The following is a 22,090-nucleotide window of genomic DNA, read 5'->3' on the forward strand; positions in this document are numbered from 1 at the left end:
ACGCCCATGGCCTGGCAGATGGATGCGTCCCAGTCGAGGGTTTGGAGGTTCATGAGCATGGTGCGGGAGGCGTTGGTGACGTCGGTGACGTGGACGCCGCGTCCGGGGCCGCCGGTGAGGTTCCAGATGACCCAGGAGTCCATGGTGCCGAAGAGGATGTCGCCGGCTTCGGCGCGTTCGCGCAGGCCGGGGGTGTGGTCGAGGAGCCAGCGGATTTTGGGGCCGGCGAAGTAGGAGGCCAGGGGCAGGCCGGTGGCGTTGCGGAAGCGGTCCTGGCCTTGGGTGCCGCCGAGTTGGCGGCAGAGTTCTGCGGTGCGGGTGTCCTGCCAGACGATGGCGTTGGCGACGGGTTCGCCGGTGTGCTTGTCCCACAGCAGGGTGGTTTCGCGCTGGTTGGTGATGCCGATGGCTTTGACGTCGCTGGAGGTGATGCCGGCTTTGGTGACGGCGCCGTCGACGACTTGCTGGACGTTGCGCCAGATCTCGGTGGCGTTGTGCTCGACCCAGCCGGGCTTGGGGAAGATCTGCTCGTGTTCCTTCTGGTCCACCGACACGATCCGGCCATCGGTGTCGAACACGATGCACCGGCTCGAAGTCGTCCCCTGATCAATAGCCGCAATAAACGGACCTGCAGTGTGTGTGTCGGTCATGTCGCTCCGATACGTCGTTGGTTCGGCGTGGGTCGAGGTGGTGCCCGGCGCGGCCCCGCCCGGCGGGCGGGCGGGACGCGCCGGTTCAGGCGAAGGCGAGTTCGTAGAGCCCACCGGCGAGGGCGCCGCCGATCAGCGGGCCGGCGACGGGAATCCACGCGTAGGTCCAGTCCGAGCCGCCCTTGTTGGGCAGCGGCAGCAGGGCGTGGACGATGCGCGGCCCGAGGTCGCGCGCGGGGTTGATGGCGTACCCGGTGGGACCACCGAGCGAGAGACCGATGCTGACGACGACCAGGGCGACGATCAGCACGCCGAGGGGACCGAGGCCGTTGCCCTCGTCGTTGAGCCCCTGGGTGAGGATCGAGATGACGAGGACGAAGGTGCCGATGATCTCGGTCATCATGTTCTGCACCGTGTTGCGGATCTCCGGGCCGGTGGAGAAGATGCCGAGCACCGGGCCGGCACCCTTCTCGTGGGCCTCGATCGCCTTGACGTCCGCGTTCTCGAGATGACCGACCACCTCCTTGTCGGTGAGGTGGTGGTGGAACTGGCCGTAGTAGGCGAGCCACACGAAGACGGCGCCGATGATGGCGCCGAGTATCTCGGAGGCCATGTACAGGGGCACGTCGCCCCAGTCGGTGTCGCCCTTGATCGCAAGTCCGAGGGTCACCGCCGGGTTGAGGTGGGCCCCGGAGACGCCGGCGGCGACGTAAGCGCCGGTCAGGACCGCGAAACCCCAGCCGAACGCGATCGCGTTCCAGCCTGCCTGGAAAGCCTTGGACTTCTTGAAGGTGATGGCGGCCACCACGCCGCCACCGAGAACGATCAGCAAGGCGGTTCCCACCACCTCGCCGATGAAAATGTCGGAGTTGGACGGGTCCATCCTGCGACTCCTTTGTCCTGGGAGGTCCGTACGAGGATCCGGGTCCGCGCTGTAACACCATACGTCAAAAATGTCGTCAGGCGTTCGACAATGCCGACCGGTGCACGGCAGTGTTGCGCCACGTCACAGGCACGTCAAGGCCCGGGTGACGGGAAAACGGGGAATCGGCGGGACGGCGGGCCCCGTGCGGCTCAGAAGCGTCCGGCGCCCAGGTCCCGGGCCACCGCCCGGGCGCAGTCGCGCACCGCCGCCACCAGCTCGGGCCGCAGCTCACCGCCGGGGCAGACCCGCTCCACCGCCCCGGTGACGCCCACGGCGCCCACGGGCATGCCGCGGCGGTCGCGTACGGGGGCGGCGACGGAGGCGATGCCGTCCCAGGTCTCCTCGACGTCCGAGCCCCAGCCGCGGGCGCGGGTCAGCTCCAGGATCTGTTCGAAGTCGGCCAGCTCGGTGACCGTGGCGGGGGTGAGGGCCCTGCGGTCACTCTCCGTGGCCTCGGCGTGCGCCACCGGGTCCACGGCGCACAGGACCTTGCCCAGCGCCGTGCTGTGCAGCGGCTGCATGGCGCCTATCTCCAGCACCTGCCGGCTGTCGTCGGGCCGGAAGACGTGGTGGACGATGAGCACGCCCTGGTGGTGCAGCACGCCGAGGTGCACGCTCTCGCCGCTGGCCCGGGCCAGGTCGTCGGTCCAGGGCAGGGCGCGGGCGCGCAGCTCGTGCACGTCCAGGTAGCTGTTGCCCAGCCGCAGCAGCTCGGCGCCGAGCTGGTACCGCCCGGAGACCGGGTCCTGCTCGACGAAGCCCTCCTGCTGCAGCGTGCGCAGGATGCCGTGCGCCGTGCCCTTGGCCAGCCCCAGGGTGGAGGCGACGTCCGACAGGCCCAGGCGCCGCTCTCCTCCGGCCAGCAGGCGCAGCACCGCAGCCGCTCGCTCGAGCGACTGGATGTTCCGTGCCACGGAAGATCCTCCTCAACGAGACCGGCAGTTCGACAATGCTGAACAGTATCGGTCATTGTCACGCCGCAGGGGGGTGGTCGGGGAAGACCCCGGAAGTGCCGATCGCGCACGAGTCTGCCGGAAAACCGCGCAAAACCGCACTGTCCGGGTCGTGAAACGACCCGGACAGCACCGGCTCTGGCCGATACCCTGGGCCCGTGCACCGGTCCTCGCGGGCCGCGCATAGCCGACAGCCGTCGCACACGAGGGAGTATCCCCATGGCCTCGCAGCCGTCCCAGCCCGCAGCCAGCCAGCAGACCCGCGCCGACGCACTGCGCGAGGCCCTCGCCACCCGCGTGGTGGTGGCCGACGGCGCCATGGGCACGATGCTCCAGGCGCAGGAGCCCACGCTGGCGGACTTCCAGGAGTTGGAAGGCTGCAACGAGATCCTCAACGTCACCCGCCCCGACATCGTCCGCTCCGTGCACGACGAGTACTTCGCGGCCGGCGTCGACTGCGTGGAGACCAACACCTTCGGCGCCAACCACGCCGCCCTGGGCGAGTACGACATCGCGGACCGGATCTTCGAGCTCTCCGAGGCCGGCGTGCGCATCGCCCGCGAGTCCGCCGACGCGCACACCGCCGGCGACGGCCGGCAGCGCTGGGTCCTGGGCTCCATGGGCCCCGGCACCAAGCTGCCGACCCTCGGCCACGTCGCGTACCACACGCTGCGCGACGCCTACCAGCAGAACGCCGAGGGCATGATCGCCGGTGGCGCCGACGCGCTGCTCGTGGAGACCACCCAGGACCTGCTGCAGACCAAGTCCGCCCTCCTCGGCGCCCGCCGGGCGCTGGCCGCCACCGGCGCCGACCTGCCGCTGATCTGCTCGGTGACCGTCGAGACCACCGGCGCGATGCTGCTCGGCAGCGAGATCGGCGCCGCGCTCACCGCGCTGGAGCCGCTGGGCATCGACATGATCGGGCTGAACTGCGCGACCGGCCCGGCCGAGATGAGCGAGCACCTGCGCTACCTCGCCCGGCACTCCCGGGTGCCGCTGAGCTGCATGCCCAACGCCGGCCTCCCGGTCCTCGGCAAGGACGGCGCCCACTACCCGCTGACCCCGGGCGAACTGGCCGACGCCCAGGAGACGTTCGTCCGCGAGTACGGGCTGTCCCTGGTCGGCGGCTGCTGCGGCACCACCCCGGAGCACCTGCGGCAGTTGACCGAGCGGGTACGGGACCTGCAGCCGGCCGGGCGCGCGCCCCGGCCCGAGCCGGGGGCCGCGTCGCTGTACCAGACGGTGCCGTTCCGCCAGGACACCTCGTACCTGGCGATCGGTGAGCGGACCAACGCCAACGGCTCGAAGAAGTTCCGTACGGCGATGCTCGAAGGCCGCTGGGACGACTGCGTGGAGATGGCCCGCGACCAGATCCGCGAGGGCGCCCACATGCTCGACCTGTGCGTCGACTACGTCGGCCGCGACGGTGTCGCCGACATGGCCGAGCTGGCGGGCCGGTTCGCCACCGCCTCCACGCTGCCCATCGTGCTGGACTCCACCGAGGTCGACGTGATCCGCGCCGGCCTGGAGAAGCTCGGCGGCCGGGCCGTGATCAACTCCGTCAACTACGAGGACGGCGCCGGCCCCGAGTCGCGCTTCGCCCGCGTCGCGACCCTCGCCCGCGAGCACGGCGCCGCCCTGATGGCGCTCACCATCGACGAGGAGGGTCAGGCGCGTACGGCCGAGCACAAGGTCGCCATCGCCGAGCGGCTGATCGAGGACCTCACCGGCAACTGGGGCATCCACGAGTCCGACATCCTGATCGACTGCCTGACGTTCACCATCTGCACCGGCCAGGAGGAGTCCCGCGGCGACGGCCTCGCCACCATCGAGGCCATCCGCGAGCTCAAGCGCCGCCACCCCGACGTGCAGACCACGCTCGGCCTGTCGAACATCTCCTTCGGTCTCAACCCGGCGGCCCGGGTCGTGCTCAACTCCGTCTTCCTCGACGAGTGCGTGAAGGCCGGCCTCGACTCGGCGATCGTGCACGCCAGCAAGATCCTGCCGATCGCGCGGCTGGAGGAGGAGCAGGTGCAGGTCTGCCTGGACCTGATCCACGACCGGCGCCGGCCGGCGCAGGGCGACGAGCCCGCGTACGACCCGCTGCAGCGCCTGCTGGAGCTCTTCGAGGGCGTCGACACCAAGTCGATGAAGGCCGGCAAGGCCGAGGAACTGGCCGCGCTGCCGCTGGAGGAGCGGCTGAAGCGGCGGATCGTCGACGGCGAGAAGAACGGCCTGGAGACCGACCTCGACACCGCGCTCACCGAGCGGCCGGCCCTGGACATCGTCAACGAGACGCTGCTGGACGGCATGAAGACGGTCGGCGAGCTCTTCGGCTCCGGGCAGATGCAACTGCCGTTCGTGCTCCAGTCCGCCGAGGTGATGAAGACCGCGGTGGCCTATCTGGAGCCGCACATGGAGAAGGTCGAGGACGGCCAGGGCGGCTCCGGCAAGGGCACGATCGTGCTGGCCACCGTGCGCGGCGACGTCCACGACATCGGCAAGAACCTCGTCGACATCATCCTGTCCAACAACGGCTACAACGTGGTCAACCTCGGTATCAAGCAGCCTGTTTCGGCCATCCTGGAGGCGGCGGAGGAACACGCGGCCGACGTGATCGGAATGTCCGGGCTGCTGGTGAAGTCGACGGTGATCATGAAGGAGAACCTGGAGGAGCTCAACCAGCGCCGGCTGGCCTCCCGGTACCCGGTGATCCTCGGCGGCGCCGCGCTCACCCGCGCGTACGTCGAGCAGGATCTGCACGAGGTCTACGAGGGTGAGGTCCGCTACGCCCGCGACGCCTTCGAGGGGCTGCGGCTCATGGACGCCCTCATCGGCGTCAAGCGCGGCGTCCCCGGCGCCGAGCTGCCCGAGCTGCGCCCCCGCCGGGTACGCGCGAGCACCCCCGCGCCGGCCGCCGACGAGGGCGAGGGCGTCCCCGCCCGCTCCGACGTCGCCACCGACAACCCCGTGCCCGCCCCGCCGTTCTGGGGCACCCGGGTCGTCAAGGGCATCCAGCAGGCCGACTACGCCTCCTGGCTGGACGAGGGCGCGCTGTTCAAGGGCCAGTGGGGGCTGAAGGCGCCGCGCGGCGGCGGCCCGTCGTACGAGGACCTGGTCGCCACCGAGGGCCGGCCGCGGCTGCGCGGGCTGCTGGACCGGCTGCAGACCGGCAACCTGCTGGAGGCGGCCGTCGTCTACGGCTACTTCCCCTGTGTCTCCAAGGGCGACGACCTGATCGTCCTGGGCGACGACGGCAGCGAGCGCACCCGCTTCACCTTCCCGCGCCAGCGGCGCGGCCGGCGGCTGTGCCTGGCGGACTTCTTCCGGCCGGAGGACTCCGGCGAGACCGACGTCGTCGGCTTCCAGATCGTCACCGTCGGCTCGAAGATCGGCGAGGCCACCGCCGAGCTGTTCGTCGCCGACTCCTACCGCGAGTACCTGGAGCTGCACGGGCTCTCCGTGCAGCTCGCCGAGGCGCTGGCGGAGTACTGGCACGCGCGGGTACGCGCCGAGCTGGGCTACAGCGGCGAGGACCCGGCGCAGATCGAGGACATGTTCGCGCTGAAGTACCGCGGCGCCCGCTTCTCCCTGGGGTACGGCGCGTGCCCGGACCTGGAGGACCGGGCGAAGATCGCCGAGCTGCTGGAGCCGGAGCGGATCGGGGTGAAGCTCTCCGAGGAGTTCCAGCTGCACCCGGAGCAGTCCACGGACGCGATCGTCATCCACCACCCCGAGGCGAAGTACTTCAACGCCCGCTGAGCGCCGCCCGTACCCGGCCCGCACCCGGCCTGTACCCCGGCGCGTACACAGCCGGGCCCGGAAAGCGCCCCGAACGGTCTCCCCGGGCGTTTTCCGGACAGTCGGCTTACACTGGTCGGTCCGGAACAGGCCGGTCGCTTCTGGCGGCCGGCCTTTGCGCCCCTTCGAGGGAGGTGAGCGGATGACCGGCAGCATCCCCGCTGAAGGCACCCGAACGGCTCAGAGCACCGTCCCGGCCCGCCGGGTGCGGTCCGTCCGCGGTACGGCCCCGCAGGCCGTACTGCTCGACATGGACGGCACCCTCGTGGACACCGAGGGTTTCTGGTGGGCCGCGGAGGTCTCGGTCTTCGCCGAGTTCGGACACGAGCTGACCGAGGAGCAGCGCCGGGTCGTCGTCGGCGGCCCGATGGCGCGCAGCGCCGCGTACCTCATCGCCACCACCGGCGCCGACATCGGCCTGGCCGAGCTGACCGTCCGCCTCAACACGCGCTTCGAGGAGCTCGTCGACGGTGACGTGCCCCTCATGCCCGGCGCCCGGCGGCTGCTCACCGAACTCGCCGCGCACGACGTGCCCACGGCCCTCGTCTCCGCCTCCCACCGGCGCATCATCGACCGGGTGCTGCGCTCCCTCGGCCACGAGTTCCACCTCTCCGTGGCCGGCGACGAGATAGCGCGCACGAAGCCGTACCCCGACCCGTACCTGCACGCCGCGGCGGCCCTCGGTGCCGACCCGCGCCGCTGCGCCGTGGTCGAGGACACCCTCACCGGCGTGGCGGCGGCGGAGGCGGCCGGCTGCGCCGTCGTGGCGGTGCCGTCGGTGGCGCCGATCGAGCCGGCGCCGGGACGGCACCTTGTGCGTTCTCTCACGGAAGTCGATCTCCCGTTTCTCCGCTCCGTAGTCGAGCGCCTCCAGTGAGAAAGCTGCGGGTAAACTCCGCGCAGCGGTTCATGTATTTTGCGTGACGAAAGGCGTTACCCCATTGCCGCCGCACGGCGCGGAATCGATAGAGTGAGCTTTCTCACATTCCCGCCTCTCGACAGGTGCGCGGGGGTGTGCTGAACGGGCCCCGGAGGAACCGCGGTGTGCCTCTCTGTGCCCGGTTTGATTCAGGTTCGCGGCCATTGTTCCCGCGTCCGGTTATCGGAAAGGCGCCGGGTGTAATCGGTGCGTGATTCCTTCTCAACTTCCCTGCGGCCCGGCCCGGCTGGGTGCTACGGCTAATCTCTCCGGGGACGTCCGAGGGAGAAAAGTCGACCATGATTCGTAAGTCGTTGGTGCTGCCCGCACTGCTGGGGATGCTCGCCCCGGCCTTTGCCTCCTGCGGCGTTGTGGGTGACTCCGGCGGAGGCGACGACGCGATCGTGGTGGGCACGACCGACAAGCTGGAGCTGTCGGAGGACAACCCCGCCCCGCTCGACCCGGCCACGGCGTACGACATCAACTCCTGGAACGTCCTGCAGAACACCTTCCAGACGCTGATGCGGATGCCGCGTACGGGCTCGGAGCCCCAGCCCGACGCCGCCGAGCAGTGCGGGTTCGCCGACCGGCTCAGCGAGCAGTACCGCTGCACGCTCCGCGACGGCCTGACCTTCACCAACGGCCACGACCTCACGGCCGAGGACGTCAAGTTCTCCATCGAGCGGATGCTGAAGATCAAGAACCCCAACGGCCCGTTCCCGCTGCTCGCCAACGTCGACACGGTGGAGACCCCCGACGAACGGACCGTGGTCTTCCATCTCAAGACGCCGGATGCAACGTTCCCTCTCAAGCTCGCCACCCCCGCCGCGGCCATCGTCGACAGCGAGGTCTACGCGAAGGACAAGCTCTACGAGGGCTTCGAGATCGCCGGCTCCGGCCCGTACAGCCTGAAGGTGGAGCACGAGGACGACGTCGCCACCAAGGCCGTCTACACCGGCAACGGCGACTACGAGGGCGCCGTGGAACCGCAGAACGACGCGGTCGAGGTCCGGTACTTCGACGGCTCCAAGAGCATGGAGGAGGCCATCTCCGGCGGCGACATCGACGTGATGGGCCGCAGCCTGAAGCCGGAGCAGATCAACCGCCTCGACGAGGGCACCGACACCGACGTCCGCCTCTTCGAGACGCCCGGCGCCGAGATCGCCTACCTCGTCTTCGACGTGGAGAACCCGACCGTGAAGGACCGGGCCGTGCGCCGGGCGGCGGCCGAGGTGATCGACAGGACGAAGCTCGCGCGCGACGTCTACCAGCGCACCGTCGAGCCGCTGTTCGCGATGATCCCGCGCGGCATAGTCGGCCACAACACCGCTTTCCACGACGCCTACGGCGACCGCCCGGACGCCGACGCCGCCCGCGAGCTGCTGCGGGAGGCGGGCGTCCAGACGCCCGTCGAGCTCACCCTGAACTACAGCACCGACCACTACGGCGAGACGACGAAGGCAGAGTTCGAGGAGCTGCGCGACCAGCTCAACCGGTCCGGTCTTTTCGAGGCCACCGTCAAGGGCGAGACCTGGGAGTCGTACAAGAAGGACTACGCGGAGGGCCGGTACGCCGTCTACGGCCTGCACTGGTACCCCGACTTCCCCGACCCCGACACGTTCACCGGGCCGTTCGTCGGCGAGGAGAACTTCACCTTCAACAACTACGACAGCTCCGTCATCGAGGACCTCATCCCGCGGACCCGCCAGGAAGCACAGCGGGAGCGCACGACGGAGAGCTTCGAGCGGATACAGGACGTCCTCGCCACCGACGTCCCGTACCTCCCGCTCTGGCAGGGCAAGCAGTACATCGCGGCGCGCGACACCGTCACGGGGGCGGAATGGGCGCTCAACTCGTCGTCGACGCTGCAGCTGTGGGAGCTGCGGCGCGGGCTGAGCGAGTAGGGGCCACCGGCGGTGCCGCGCCGGTCACAGAACCCGACCCGAGTGAAGGAACCCACACACGTGAAGAAGGCTGTCCAGCGGCTCGCCCCACCCCTCGGCGCCGCCATGGCCACCGTCCTGCTCGCCGCCGGCTGCGGCTCGGACTCCGGATCGGGGGCCGGCTCCGGCGACGCGGTCGTGATGGGGATGACCGACGAGGTCACGGCCATCGACCCGGCCGCGGGCTACGACCCCGGCTCCTGGCTGGTGTTCAACAACGTCTTCCAGTCCCTGCTGAGCTTCCCCAAGGGCGCCACGGAGCCCGAGCCCGAGGTCGCGAAGGAGTGCGCCTTCGAGGGCGCCGACAGCCGCGTCTACACCTGCAAGCTGCAGGACGGGCTGACGTTCTCGAACGGCTCAGAACTCACCTCCGAGGACGTGAAGTTCTCCTTCGAGCGCACCATCGGCATCGACGACCCCGCGGGCCCCGCCGTCATGCTCGACTCGGTCGGCGAGATCGAGACGCCCGACGAGCTGACCGTGACGTTCCGGCTGGACTACCCCGACGCGACCTTCCCCATGAAGATCGCCTCCGGCGCCGGCTCGATCGTCGACAGCGACTCCTACCCCAAGGACAAGCTGCGCGAGGACGGCAAGGCCGTCGGGTCGGGACCGTACAGGCTGGACTCCTACGAGGAGGGCAAGGAGGCCGAGTTCTCGGTCAACTCCGGCTACAAGGGCACCGCCGAGGTGCAGAACTCCGGGATGACGCTGAAGCTGTACGGCGGCTCCGGCGGCGACGACGAGCTGAAGACCGACCTGGAGAACGGCGACGTCGACCTGGCCTACCGCGGCCTGGCGATGAACGACATCGCCGAGCTGCAGGACCAGGCCGGGGCCGGCCAGAAGATCCAGCTCGTCGAGGGCACCAGCGCCGAGGTGCAGCACCTGGTCTTCAACATGAACGACCCGGTCGCCGGCAACGCCGCGGTGCGCAAGGCGTTCGCGTATCTCATCGACCGCAATGCGCTGGTCCGCGAGGTCTACGAGGGCACCGCCGAGGAGCTGTACTCGATCGTCCCCGCCGGCATCACCGGCCACAACACCGCCTTCTACGACACCTACGGCGACCGCCCCGACCCGGCCAGGGCCGAGCAGACGCTGCGCCAGGCGGGCATCGACGAGAAGGTCCGCGTCACGCTGTACGCCACGCCCGAGCGCTACGGGCCCGGCACGGTGCCGTCCTTCGAGCTGATCGCCGAGCAGCTCAACGCCAGCGGCCTGTTCGAGGCGGACGTGAAGTCCGTGCCGCTGGACGAGTTCGAGAAGGGTATTGAGAAGGGCGCGTACGGCGTCTACGTCAAGGGCTGGGTGCCCGACTACCCGGACCCGGACAACTTCACCGCGCCGTTCTTCGGCGAGGACAACGTGCTAGCCAACAACTACGAGCCGGGCCGGATCACCAGCGAGCTGATACCGGCGACCGCGGCGCAGTCGGAGCGCACGGCCACGGTGGACGCCTACGGCGAGCTGCAGGACATCGTCGCCGACCAACTGCCCGTCATACCGCTGTGGCAGGGCAAGCAGTACGCGGCTGCCCGGGAGAACATCCTCGGCCTGGAGTGGACGCTCGACGCCTCGACGGTCTTCCGCTTCTGGGAGATCTCCAAGGGCGCGGAGTGAGCCGCCGCCCGGCCTGAGGGCCGGACACGACCGGGAGCCCCTCGCACGGGGGCTCCCGGGCCTCGCTCAGGACGAGCCGGGGCGCACCAGCCCGCTCTCGTACGCGTACACCGCGGCCTGGACGCGGTCGCGCAGGCTCAGCTTGGTCAGCACGTGGCCCACATGGGTCTTCACCGTCGTCTCGCTGACGAACAGGTCGGCGGCGATCTCCGCGTTCGACAGCCCGCGGGCGACCAGCTTCAGCACCTCGACCTCCCGCTCGGTGAGCGTGCCCAGGGTGTCCGGCACGTCCTGCTCACCCGTCGGCAGCTTGGTCGCGAACTTGTCGAGCAGCCGCCTGGTGATGCTCGGGGCCAGCATCGCGTCCCCCGCGGCCACCACCCGGATCGCCTGCACCAGCTCGCCGGCCGGCGCGTCCTTCAGCAGAAAGCCGCTGGCCCCGGCGCGCAGCGCCTCCACCACGTACTCATCGAGGTCGAAGGTCGTCAGCACCAGCACCTTCGCGGGCCCGTCCCGGCCGGCGCCGGTGATCTGCCGGGTGGCCTCCACCCCGTCCATGCGGGGCATGCGGATGTCCATCAGCACCACGTCCGGCTGCAGCGCCCGGACCTGGTCGAGCGCCTGCAGGCCGTCACCGGCCTCGCCGACGACGGCGATGTCCTGCTCGGCCTCCAGGATCATGCGGAAGCCGGTGCGCAGCAGCGGCTGGTCGTCGACGAGCAGGACGCGGATGGCCACAGGGTCTCCTCTTCCTCGGCCGGACGGACTGTCAGGCGGTGTCCATTCTGCCCTGCGCCCCGTCCCCGGCCGGGCGGGGCTGCGGCAGCCCCAGGTCGACGCCGGTCAGCGGATACGGGGGCGGGGTGCCGCCGAAGGCCGGGCAGGAGTCCTTGAAGTCGCACCAGTCGCACAGCCGGCCCGGCCTGGGCCGCCAGTCACCGCTCTCCGTCGCCCGCCGGATCGCCTGCCACAGGGCGAGCACCTTGCGCTCCACGCCGCGCAGATCGGCCTCGTCCGGGTCGTACGTCAGCACGTCACCGCTGCCCAGGTAGACCAACTGCAGCCGGCGCGGGACGCTGCCGCGCAGCCGCCACAGCACCAGCGCGTAGAACTTGATCTGGAAGAGGGCATCCGCGGCGTACTCAGGCGGGGGCGCCTTGCCGGTCTTGTAGTCCACGACGCGGACCTCGCCCGTCGGCGCCACGTCGACCCGGTCGATGACGCCGCGCAGCTTCAGCCCGGAGGCCAGCACGGTCTCCACGAACAGCTCCCGCTCCGCGGGCTCCAGATGCGCCGGGTCCTCCAGTGTGAACCACCGCTCCACGAGCCGCTCGGCCCCGGCCAGCCACTCCGCCAGCCGCCCCGCGGCCCCGTCCGGACCACCCGTCGCCCCGTCCGCTGCGCCGCCCTCCGCGCCGTCCGCCGCCGCGTCGCCGTCCGGGAACAGCTCCGCCAGCTCCGGCCGGTCCGCGAGCAGCCGCTCCCACGCCGGCGCCACCAGCGCCCGCGCCCGCCGCGGCGTACGCTCGGCAGCAGGATCGTCGAAGAGGCGCTCCAGCACCGCGTGCACCAGCGTCCCGCGGGCCGCCGAGGCGCGCGGCTTCTCCGGCAGCCTGTCGATCACCCGGAAGCGGTACATCAGCGGGCAGGTCATGAAGTCAGCCGCGCGGGAGGGAGACAGCGACCGGGGCGGCGCCGGCGCCCGTGGCACGTCCGGTCCGGCGTCCTGCCCGGGCGGCGGGACGGGGTCCGCGGGGTGGTTGCCGGTGTCGGTGCGGGTACTCATGGTGTACGACCCTAGAGCCCGGGACCGACATCAGGCGGCATACCATGCAGGCCGGACCGGCGGGCGGGGAAACCGGCGCCGGCGAGCGGGCAGGAGAGGAAGTTGTGAGCGAGGAGCGCAGGGGCGATCGGCCCGGCCGCGGCGGCGGCATCCTCATGGGCCGCCCGTTCGGCGTGCCCGTGTACGTCGCCCCGAGCTGGTTCCTCGTCGCCGCGCTCATCACCTGGGTCTTCGGCGGCCAGCTCGAACGGATCCTGCCGGAGCTGGGCGCCCTGCGGTACGTCATCGCCCTGTTCTTCGCCGTCGCCTTCTACGCCTCCGTGCTCGTCCACGAGCTCGCCCACACCCGCGTCGCCCTCCACTACAAGCTGCCCGTACGCCGCATCCAGCTTCAGTTCTTCGGCGGCGTCTCCGAGATCGAGAAGGAGTCCGAGACCCCCGGCCGCGAGTTCTGGCTCGCCTTCGCCGGGCCGCTGCTCTCGCTGGTGCTCGCCGGCGGCTTCTACGGCGCCCTCCAGCTCGTCGAGCAGGACACCGTGCCGGCGGTGCTGCTCGCCGCGCTGACGATCTCCAACCTCATCGTGGCGGTCTTCAACCTGCTGCCCGGCCTGCCGCTGGACGGCGGCCGGATGCTGCGCGCCGTGGTGTGGAAGGTCAGCGGCAAACCCATGACCGGCACGGTCGTCGCCGCCTGGGTGGGCCGTGCGCTGGCCCTGGCCACGCTCGTCGGCCTCCCGCTGTTCACCCACTCCCGGGCCTCCGACCCCGGCAGCGCCGACACCGTCACCGACGCCCTGCTGGCGGCGATCCTCGCCGCGATCATCTGGACCGGCGCCGGCAACAGCCTGCGCATGGCCCGGCTGCGCGAGCGCCTGCCCGAGCTGCGCGCCCGCGCCCTCACCCGCCGGGCGGCCCCCGTCACCGCCGACACCCCGCTGTCCGAGGCGCTGCGCCGGGCCGACGCCGCCGGCGCCCGCGCCCTGGTCGTCGTCGACGGCCGCGGCGATCCCACCGGTGTCGTACGCGGCTCGGCCATCGCCCAGACCCCCGCCCACCGCCGCCCCTGGGTGGCCGTCAGCTCCCTCTCCCAGGACCTCACGGACGAGATGAAGCTCTCCGCCGAGCTGACCGGCGAACAACTGCTGGAGCACCTGCGCGAGAGCCCCCACAGCGAGTACCTCGTGCTGGAGGAGACCGGCCACATCTACGGGGTGCTCGCCACCGCCGACGTCGAGCGCGCCTTCGTCGCCGCCATGGCCCGGCCGCAGCCCTGACCACCGCAGGCCGGTAAGGTTGGCGCCATGTCCCAGCCGACCGGTGCCGCCCGCCGCCGCGGGCCCTTCCAGGTCGGGGACCAGGTACAGCTCACCGACCCCAAGGGCCGCCACTACACGTTCACGCTCGAAGCCGGGAAGTCCTTCCACACCCACAAGGGCTCCTTCCCGCACGACGAGCTGATCGACGCCCCCGAGGGAACCGTCGTGCGCACCACGGGCAACGTCCCGTATCTCGCGCTGCGCCCCCTGCTCCCCGACTACGTCCTGTCCATGCCGCGCGGAGCGGCCGTCGTCTATCCCAAGGACGCCGGCCAGATCCTGGCGTTCGCCGACGTCTTCCCCGGCGCGCGCGTGGTCGAGGCGGGCGTCGGCTCCGGATCGCTGACCAGCTTCCTGCTGCGCGCCGTCGGCGACAGCGGCATGCTCCACTCCTACGAGCGCCGCACGGACTTCGCCGACGTCGCCCGGCAGAACGTCGAGCGCTACTTCGGCGGCCCCCACCCCGCCTGGCAGCTCACCGTCGGCGACCTGCAGGACAACCTCTCCGACACCGACGTCGACCGGGTCATCCTGGACATGCTCGCGCCCTGGGAGTGCCTGGACGCGGTCGCCAAGGCCCTGGTGCCCGGCGGCATCCTCTGCGCGTACGTCGCCACCACCACCCAGCTCGCCCGCACCGTGGAATCCATCCGCGAACACGGCAACTTCAACGAGCCGCAGGCGTGGGAGACCATGCTGCGCAACTGGCACGTCGAGGGCCTGGCCGTACGCCCCGACCACCGCATGATCGGCCACACCGGCTTCCTGCTCACCGCCCGCAGGCTCGCCGACGGCGTCGAGCCGCCGCTGCGCCGCCGCCGGCCCGCGAAGGGGGCGTACGGGGAGGATTACACCGGTCCCGGCGGCCAGCGGGCCGCCGCGGGCGACTGAACCGGCAGGGAACCCGGACCGAAGCGGCAGGGGTCGTTCCGCGGGCGGCCGGTGTGTGACACCATGCTGGCCTCCCCACGGCCCTCCCAGCCCTCCCAGGAGCCTCACCCGTGCAGCCTCTGCCCGGCGCCGACCTCCCGCACACGCACCCCCGCGCGGTCCACTGGGTCGCCACCGCGACCGCCATGGCCGCCGTCATCGCCCTCGCGGCCCTCATCCAGCCCCCGAACGAGGCCGCCGGCAACGACGGCAGGGGCGACGGCGGCAGACCCGCCCCCGGACCGAACGCCGGCGCCGCCCGCTACCCGGTGGACTGCGCGGGCACCGAGCCGGAGGTCTTCAAGCACGGCTCCGCGGACTTCGACGCCGACGGCCGCGCCGAGACCGTGGCCGTGGTGCGCTGCCGGGCCGCCGCCGGCTCCCCGCCCAGCGGGATGTACGTCGTCTCCGCCCCCGCGGAGCCCGGGCAGTCACCGCGCGTGACCGCCACCCTCCTCGACCCGGCCGAGGGCATGAGCGTCGGGGCATTCGCTGTCCGCGAAAATGAGATTTCGGCCACTCTCCTCGGCTACTCCTCGCCCGACGTGCCCCGCAGCAAGCCGGACAAGCAGCGCAACGTGACCTGGACGTGGGAGGACGACCGCTTCCGCCTCACCGCGGAACCGGTCCCCGGCACCCAGGCCTGACCCCGCCGCCCCGCCCCCTCCGCGCCGCCTTTGCGCCGGTCACCGGAACCGGCGGGGGAGCGGTCGCCTTCCGCTGCAATTCCAGGCACCCTTGGCGGGTGTTGAGCGTTGTAGACGAAACAATTGGCTGCTTTCCGATGTTCCTGAATGGGTATTTGCCTGGCGTGAGGACGGGCGCACGGGTGAAGATCGGATGCACCCCGACCGTCTTTGTGATCTAGGGGTTTCAAGTGGGACGCGGCCAGGTAGGGTCAGGAAGCGTCCAGCTCCCCTTGGAGGAGGTGAGGACCGTGGCAGCCCACGACGACGACACCAACCGCGGCATCCGGCCGGGTCGAGGGTCCGAAGACCCTGCCGGTCAGGTCGCCTACCTTGAGCAGGAGATCGCCGTCCTGCGACGAAAGCTCGCCGACTCGCCGCGTCACACGAGGATCCTCGAAGAACGCATCGTCGAGTTGCAGACCAACCTCGCCGGAGTGTCCGCGCAGAACGAGCGGCTGGCCAACACTCTCCGTGAGGCCCGCGACCAGATCGTCGCCCTGAAGGAAGAGGTCGACCGGCTGGCCCAGCCGCCCGCCGGCTTCGGCGTCTTCCTCCAGGCGAACGACGACGCCACGGCGGACATCTTCACCGGCGGGCGCAAACTGCGGGTGAACGTCAGCCCCGGCGTGGAGCTCGACGAGCTCCGCCGCGGGCAGGAGCTGATGCTCAACGAGGCGCTGAACGTGGTCGAGGCCATGGCGTTCGAGCGCTCCGGGGACATCGTCACCCTGAAGGAGATCCTCGAGGACGGCGAGCGCGCCCTCGTGGTGGGGCACACCGACGAGGAGAAGGTGGTCCGGCTCGCCGAGCCGCTGCTGCACACCACCATCCGCGCCGGCGACGCCCTGCTCCTGGAGCCCCGCTCCGGGTATGTCTACGAGGTCATCCCCAAGAGCGAGGTCGAAGAGCTCGTCCTCGAAGAGGTCCCCGACATCGACTACACCAAGATCGGCGGCCTGGGCAACCAGATCGAGCTGATCAGGGACGCCGTCGAGCTGCCCTACCTCCACCCCGACCTCTTCAAGGAGCACGAGCTGCGGCCCCCCAAGGGCGTGCTGCTCTACGGCCCGCCCGGCTGCGGCAAGACGCTGATCGCCAAGGCGGTCGCCAACTCCCTCGCCAAGAAGGTCGCGGAGCACACCGGCCGCCCCGCCGGCAAGAGCTACTTCCTCAACATCAAGGGCCCCGAGCTGCTCAACAAGTACGTCGGCGAGACCGAGCGGCACATCCGCCTGGTCTTCCAGCGGGCCCGCGAGAAGGCCAGCGAGGGCACCCCCGTCATCGTCTTCTTCGACGAGATGGACTCCCTCTTCCGCACCCGCGGCTCCGGCGTCAGCTCGGACGTGGAGAACACCATCGTCCCGCAGCTGCTCTCCGAGATCGACGGCGTCGAGGGCCTGGAGAACGTCATCGTCATCGGCGCCTCCAACCGCGAGGACATGATCGACCCCGCGATCCTGCGCCCCGGCCGGCTCGACGTGAAGATCAAGATCGAGCGCCCGGACGCCGAGGCCGCCAAGGACATCTTCTCCAAGTACCTCACCCGGACCCTGCCGCTGCACGCCGAGGACATGTCCGAGCACGGCGGCTCCCCCGAGGCCACCGTCGACGCGATGATCCAGTCCGTCGTCGAGCAGATGTACGCCGAGTCCGAGGAGAACAGGTTTCTCGAAGTCACATACGCCAACGGCGACAAGGAAGTCCTCTACTTCAAGGACTTCAACTCCGGCGCGATGATCGAGAACATCGTGGACCGCGCCAAGAAGATGGCCATCAAGGCGTTCCTCGACCACGACCAGAAGGGCCTGCGCGTCTCCCACCTCCTCGCCGCCTGCGTCGACGAGTTCAAGGAGAACGAGGACCTGCCCAACACGACCAACCCCGACGACTGGGCCCGCATCTCCGGAAAGAAGGGCGAGCGGATCGTGTTCATCCGCACCCTCGTCACCGGAAAGCAGGGCGCCGACACCGGCCGGTCGATCGACACGGTGGCCAACACCGGTCAGTACCTGTAAATGCGGCGATCCGGCTGCGGGGGACGACAGGGCCGCCCGCAGCCGGACACGTATTTCCCCGGGTGCAAACCGACCGGAGCAATGACTGTAATGATCTCCCCACTGCCGCCAAGGCGTTCTAGGCTCTTCCGTACCGGCGCGCAGTGCAGCGCATCGCCGCCGCGGGGATCACACGTGCCGCAGACCCTGCGGTACTCGAGTGCCGTCCAGGGCCGCGGACGGCACCGGGCAAGGAGGGCCGGATGACCGTACGGCGAGTAATGGGCATCGAGACGGAGTACGGAATCTCCGTCCCGGGCCATCCGAACGCCAACGCCATGCTCACCTCGTCCCAAGTCGTCAACGCCTACGCGGCGGCGATGCACCGGGCGCGCCGCGCCCGCTGGGACTTCGAAGAGGAGAACCCGCTGCGGGACGCCCGCGGCTTCGACCTCGCGCGCGAGGCCGCCGACGCCAGCCAGCTCACCGACGAGGACATCGGCCTCGCCAACGTCATTCTCACCAACGGGGCCCGGCTCTACGTCGACCACGCCCACCCCGAGTACAGCGCCCCGGAGGTCACCAACCCCCGCGACGCCGTGCTCTGGGACAAGGCAGGCGAGCGCATCATGGCCGAGGCCGCGGAACGCGCGGGCCGGCTTCCCGGCGCACAGCCCATCCACCTCTACAAGAACAACACCGACAACAAGGGCGCCTCCTACGGCTGCCACGAGAACTACCTGATGAAGCGGGAAACCCCCTTCTCGGACATCGTGCGCCACCTGACGCCCTTCTTCGTCTCCCGCCAGGTCTTCACCGGCGCCGGCCGCGTCGGCATCGGCCAGGACGGCAACGAACACGGCTTCCAGATCAGCCAGCGCGCCGACTACTTCGAAGTCGAAGTCGGCCTGGAAACCACCCTCAAACGCCCCATCATCAACACCCGCGACGAGCCGCACGCCGACGCCGAGAAATACCGCAGGCTGCACGTCATCATCGGCGACGCGAACCTGTCGGAAATCTCCACGTACCTCAAGCTCGGCACCACCGCCCTGGTGCTGTCGATGATCGAGGACGGCTTCATCGCCGTCGACCTCGCCGTCGAACAGCCCGTGCGCACCCTGCACCAGGTCTCCCACGACCCCTCGCTGCGCCACCAGGTCGTGCTGCGCAGCGGGCGCACGCTCACCGCCGTACAGCTCCAGATGGAGTACTGCGAGCTGGCCCGCAAGTACGTCGAAGAGCGCTTCGGGGTGGACGCGGACGAGCAGACCAAGGACGTGCTCACCCGCTGGGAGGACACCCTCAACCGGCTGGAAGCCGACCCCATGAGCCTGTCCGGCGAGCTGGACTGGCTGGCCAAGCGGGAACTGCTGGAGGGCTACCGCCGCCGTGACGCCCTGGAGTGGGACGCGGCCCGCCTCGCCCTGGTCGACCTGCAGTACGCCGACGTACGCCCCGAGAAGGGCCTGTACAACCGGCTGGCGGCCCGCGGGCGGCTCAAGCGGCTCCTGGACGAGGACGAGGTCCTGCGGGCCGTGAAGAAACCGCCGGAGGACACCAGGGCCTACTTCCGCGGCCGGTGCCTGGACCAGTACGCGGACGACGTCGCCGCCGCCTCCTGGGACTCGGTCATCTTCGACCTCCCCGGCCGTGACTCTCTGCAACGGGTCCCCACGCTGGAACCCCTCCGGGGTACCCGCAACCACGTCAAGGAACTGCTGGACCGCTGCCGCACGGCGGAGGAGCTGGTACGGGTCCTCTCGGGCGGCTGATCCGGGACGGACCGGGCTGAAGACGGCGTGGCGGGGAATCATCCGGGTGGCCTCCGGGCGTTGAGAGAGCACCGGGCCGATGTCGGCCCCAGCTTGTAGGGTCGGATCTTGCAGGGCGACGCAGTCAGGACCATCGGGCGACACCGAGCGGGGTGAGGGAAATGGCGACCAAGGACACCGGCGGTGGTCAGCAGAAGGCCACGCGGTCCCAGGAAGAGGTCGAGGAGCAGGCGCAGGACGCCGAGGTCTCCGAGGACCTGAAGGAACGGCAGGAGAAGCTGTCGGAGGACGTGGACTCGGTTCTCGACGAAATCGATGATGTGCTCGAAGAGAATGCCGAGGACTTTGTGCGCTCATTTGTGCAAAAGGGTGGAGAATAGGTAAATGTCCGAATCGGGGGTTCGGAAGAAATGCTCGCGGTGCCAGAAAGCTCTGCTGCTTGAGGCGTTCGCAAGCAACAGGTCGATGCCGGACGGCCGCCAGGCGTACTGTCGTGTGTGTTCTGCTGAGTACTACCGGCAACGTCAGGCGGCCAAAGGGCGCACCGTTTGCGAAATGGCCGTCGTGCCTGCAGGGCGCAAGTACTGCCCGCAGTGCGAGGAGGTGAAGCCCCACGATCAGTGGGGGCGGAACGCGACGTCGTCCGATGGGTATTCCAGCTATTGCAAAGCGTGTCGGGCTGTCCAGGGCCGTGCAGACCACCTCAAGCGGCAGTACGGCATCACCGAGGCCGAGCGGGACCGGGTGATCGCGTCGCAGATGGGTGTCTGCCCGATCTGCCTGTCGGCCCCCGCCGTCCACGTCGATCACTGCCACAGGACCGGTAAGGTCCGTGGCGTGCTGTGCTTCAACTGCAACTCAGCCATTGGCAAGTTGCAGGACGACCCCGCGACGGTGCGCCGTGCCGCCGCTTACCTGGAAGGAACCGTGTGGAATCCACCCCTCGGAGCATCGGGCGCCTGCCTGCCGCCTTCCTGACCCCCGGCTCGTCGTCGTTCATGGACTTCCTGGGTGTGCACGCGCCTGCAGCCCTGCCGGGCAACCGCGAGCTGCCGCCCGTGAAGGGCGCCGTCGAGGCGCCGCACGGCACCACCATCGTGGCGGTGACCTTCCCCGGCGGCGTCGTGCTCGCCGGTGACCGCCGCGCCACGATGGGGAACATGATCGCCCAGCGGGACATCGAGAAGGTCTTCCCCGCCGACGAGTACTCGGCCATCGGCATCGCGGGCACCGCGGGCGTCGCGGTGGAGATGGTGCGGCTGTTCCAACTGGAGCTGGAGCACTTCGAGAAGGTCGAGGGCGCGCAGCTCTCCCTGGAGGGCAAGGCCAACCGCCTGTCCACCATGATCCGGTCCAATCTGGGCATGGCGATGCAGGGTCTGGCCGTGCTGCCGCTCTTCGCCGGGTGGGACCCGGTGCGGGAGAAGGGCCGCATCTTCTCGTACGACGTGACGGGCGGCCGGACCGAGGAGCGCGGGTTCGCCTCCGTGGGTTCCGGGTCGGTGTTCGCGCGTGGTGCGCTGAAGAAGCTGTTCACCGACGAGCTGACGGAGGAGCAGGCCGCCACGGTCGTCGTCCAGGCGCTGTACGACGCGGCGGACGACGACTCCGCCACCGGCGGGCCGGATATGACCCGCCGTATCTTCCCCATCGTCACGTCCATTACCGACGAGGGCTTCCGCCGGCTGACCGAGGCCGAGGTCTCCGAGATCGCCCGCTCGGTGGTCGACGGCCGGCTGGAGCAGCCGGACGGCCCGCGCGCGTCCGTGCTGTAGCGGCGCGCGGCCCCACGAGATGTCTCCACGAGCAGAGAGGGACGGATAAGCCGGTGTCGACACCGTTCTATGTCTCACCCCAGCAGGCCATGGCGGACCGCGCGGAGTATGCCCGCAAGGGCATCGCGCGCGGGCGCAGCGTGGTCGTGTTGCAGTACAGCGACGGCATCCTGTTCGTCGCCGAGAACCCGTCCCGGGCCCTGCACAAGGTCAGCGAGATCTACGACAGGATCGCCTTCGCCGCCGTCGGCAAGTACAACGAGTTCGAGAACCTGCGCATCGGCGGCGTCCGTTACGCCGATCTGCGCGGGTACACCTACGACCGCGAGGACGTCACGGCCCGCGGCCTCGCCAACGTCTACGCACAGACGCTCGGCACGATCTTCTCCAGCGGCGCGGAGAAGCCCTACGAGGTGGAGCTGATCGTCGCGGAGGTGGGGGAGACCTCCGCCGACGACCAGATCTTCCGGCTGCCGCACGACGGTTCGATCGTCGATGAGCACGGGTCGGTCGCGGTCGGCGGCAATTCCGATCAGATCGGCAGCTATCTCGATCAGCGGCACCGCGAGGGCATGACGCTGGCGGAAGGGCTGAAGCTGGCGGCGGAGTCGCTGGCGCGGGACAGCAACGGCGGCGAGCGGGAGCTGACGTCGAAGCAGTTGGAGGTCGCGGTCCTCGACCGCAACCGGCCGCAGCAGCGGAAGTTCCGGCGGATCCTCGGCAGCCAGCTCTCCCGGCTGCTGGAGGAGGACGGCGACGGCTCGGCGGGTGCCTCCGGCGCGGAGGGTGCCGAGGACGCCGAGGCGGGCGCGGACGGCGCCGGTGGCGCGGAGGCTGCGGACGGCGCCGCGGAGAAGCCGGGCGGCGGGTCCGGCAAGAAGAAGAAGTAGCGGTACGGCTTCGACGGGGCGGGCCCGGTCACGGGCCCGCCCCGCCGCCGTGTCCGGGACCGTCTCGGGCAGCCCGGGCAGGCCCCTGCGGCGGCTCCGCTCACGGTGGCCCCTCCCGCGG

Annotated in this window: 18 protein-coding genes; 13 read left to right on the plus strand and 5 right to left on the minus strand. The window is 70.2% G+C overall.

What is annotated here, in order from left to right; genetic code table 11:
* From B124_RS33615 to B124_RS33625, 3 genes are all read right to left on the minus strand, one after another.
* The coding region (locus B124_RS33615) for an FGGY family carbohydrate kinase (protein WP_496506809.1) at nucleotides 1-650 on the minus strand (650 nt) is incomplete at its 3' end.
* 85 nt (nucleotides 651-735) lie between these two features.
* The gene (locus B124_RS33620; RefSeq protein ID WP_496506810.1) at nucleotides 736-1,533 is read right to left on the minus strand and encodes an MIP/aquaporin family protein; all 798 of its coding nucleotides are present in this window, start codon (nucleotides 1,531-1,533) and stop codon (nucleotides 736-738) included.
* Between the two features lie 191 nt (nucleotides 1,534-1,724).
* Entirely contained in the window at nucleotides 1,725-2,489 is a 765-nt protein-coding gene (locus B124_RS33625; protein ID WP_496506811.1) for an IclR family transcriptional regulator, read from the minus strand.
* A 258-nt stretch (nucleotides 2,490-2,747) separates the two neighbouring features.
* On the opposite strand from B124_RS33625, the gene metH reads away from it, so the two are divergent.
* From metH to B124_RS33645, 4 genes are all read left to right on the plus strand, one after another.
* Nucleotides 2,748-6,290 carry a methionine synthase gene (gene metH / locus B124_RS33630; protein ID WP_496506812.1) on the plus strand — a complete coding sequence of 1,181 codons (3,543 nt, stop codon included), beginning with the start codon at nucleotides 2,748-2,750 and terminating at the stop codon, nucleotides 6,288-6,290.
* Between the two features lie 181 nt (nucleotides 6,291-6,471).
* Nucleotides 6,472-7,206 (plus strand): HAD family hydrolase, encoded by a 735-nt coding sequence (locus tag B124_RS33635; protein ID WP_496506813.1) that lies wholly within the window; start codon nucleotides 6,472-6,474, stop codon nucleotides 7,204-7,206.
* 341 nt (nucleotides 7,207-7,547) lie between these two features.
* Nucleotides 7,548-9,152 carry an ABC transporter substrate-binding protein gene (locus B124_RS33640; RefSeq protein WP_496506814.1) on the plus strand — a complete coding sequence of 535 codons (1,605 nt, stop codon included), beginning with the start codon at nucleotides 7,548-7,550 and terminating at the stop codon, nucleotides 9,150-9,152.
* Between the two features lie 60 nt (nucleotides 9,153-9,212).
* Nucleotides 9,213-10,814 carry an ABC transporter substrate-binding protein gene (locus tag B124_RS33645; protein ID WP_496506815.1) on the plus strand — a complete coding sequence of 534 codons (1,602 nt, stop codon included), beginning with the start codon at nucleotides 9,213-9,215 and terminating at the stop codon, nucleotides 10,812-10,814.
* Between the two features lie 66 nt (nucleotides 10,815-10,880).
* Here B124_RS33645 and B124_RS33650 read toward each other — a convergent pair whose 3' ends face one another.
* A complete protein-coding gene (locus B124_RS33650) occupies nucleotides 10,881-11,552 on the minus strand; it encodes a response regulator (protein ID WP_496506816.1) in 672 nt (223 codons plus the stop codon).
* 31 nt (nucleotides 11,553-11,583) lie between these two features.
* The gene (locus B124_RS33655) at nucleotides 11,584-12,600 is read right to left on the minus strand and encodes a RecB family exonuclease (protein WP_496506817.1); all 1,017 of its coding nucleotides are present in this window, start codon (nucleotides 12,598-12,600) and stop codon (nucleotides 11,584-11,586) included.
* A 44-nt stretch (nucleotides 12,601-12,644) separates the two neighbouring features.
* Between B124_RS33655 and B124_RS33660 the strand changes: the two genes are divergently transcribed.
* The 9 genes from B124_RS33660 to prcA all read left to right on the plus strand — a co-directional run bounded on the left by B124_RS33660 (nucleotide 12,645) and on the right by prcA (nucleotide 21,969).
* Nucleotides 12,645-13,874: a site-2 protease family protein gene (locus B124_RS33660; RefSeq protein ID WP_496506818.1), complete on the plus strand. Its 1,230-nt coding sequence runs from the start codon at nucleotides 12,645-12,647 to the stop codon at nucleotides 13,872-13,874.
* A gap of 27 nt (nucleotides 13,875-13,901) precedes the next feature.
* A complete protein-coding gene (locus B124_RS33665; protein ID WP_496506819.1) occupies nucleotides 13,902-14,807 on the plus strand; it encodes a tRNA (adenine-N1)-methyltransferase in 906 nt (301 codons plus the stop codon).
* Between the two features lie 110 nt (nucleotides 14,808-14,917).
* Entirely contained in the window at nucleotides 14,918-15,493 is a 576-nt protein-coding gene (locus B124_RS33670; RefSeq protein WP_496506820.1) for a hypothetical protein, read from the plus strand.
* Between the two features lie 290 nt (nucleotides 15,494-15,783).
* Nucleotides 15,784-17,550: a proteasome ATPase gene (arc, locus tag B124_RS33675; RefSeq protein ID WP_496506821.1), complete on the plus strand. Its 1,767-nt coding sequence runs from the start codon at nucleotides 15,784-15,786 to the stop codon at nucleotides 17,548-17,550.
* Between the two features lie 242 nt (nucleotides 17,551-17,792).
* Nucleotides 17,793-19,304 (plus strand): depupylase/deamidase Dop, encoded by a 1,512-nt coding sequence (gene dop / locus B124_RS33680; RefSeq protein ID WP_496506822.1) that lies wholly within the window; start codon nucleotides 17,793-17,795, stop codon nucleotides 19,302-19,304.
* A 161-nt stretch (nucleotides 19,305-19,465) separates the two neighbouring features.
* The gene (locus tag B124_RS33685) at nucleotides 19,466-19,684 is read left to right on the plus strand and encodes a ubiquitin-like protein Pup (RefSeq protein ID WP_018836875.1); all 219 of its coding nucleotides are present in this window, start codon (nucleotides 19,466-19,468) and stop codon (nucleotides 19,682-19,684) included.
* A 4-nt stretch (nucleotides 19,685-19,688) separates the two neighbouring features.
* Nucleotides 19,689-20,282, plus strand: coding sequence for an endonuclease VII domain-containing protein (locus B124_RS33690; RefSeq protein ID WP_496506823.1), 594 nt, complete (start codon nucleotides 19,689-19,691; stop codon nucleotides 20,280-20,282).
* Nucleotides 20,234-21,079 (plus strand): proteasome subunit beta, encoded by an 846-nt coding sequence (prcB, locus tag B124_RS33695; RefSeq protein ID WP_496506824.1) that lies wholly within the window; start codon nucleotides 20,234-20,236, stop codon nucleotides 21,077-21,079. The genes B124_RS33690 and prcB overlap by 49 nt, the downstream gene beginning before the upstream one ends.
* Before the next feature lie 53 nt (nucleotides 21,080-21,132).
* Entirely contained in the window at nucleotides 21,133-21,969 is an 837-nt protein-coding gene (gene prcA / locus B124_RS33700) for a proteasome subunit alpha (protein ID WP_496506825.1), read from the plus strand.
* Nucleotides 21,970-22,090 lie beyond the last annotated feature (121 nt).

The sequence above is a fragment of the Streptomyces sp. CNP082 genome, assembly GCF_059570535.1.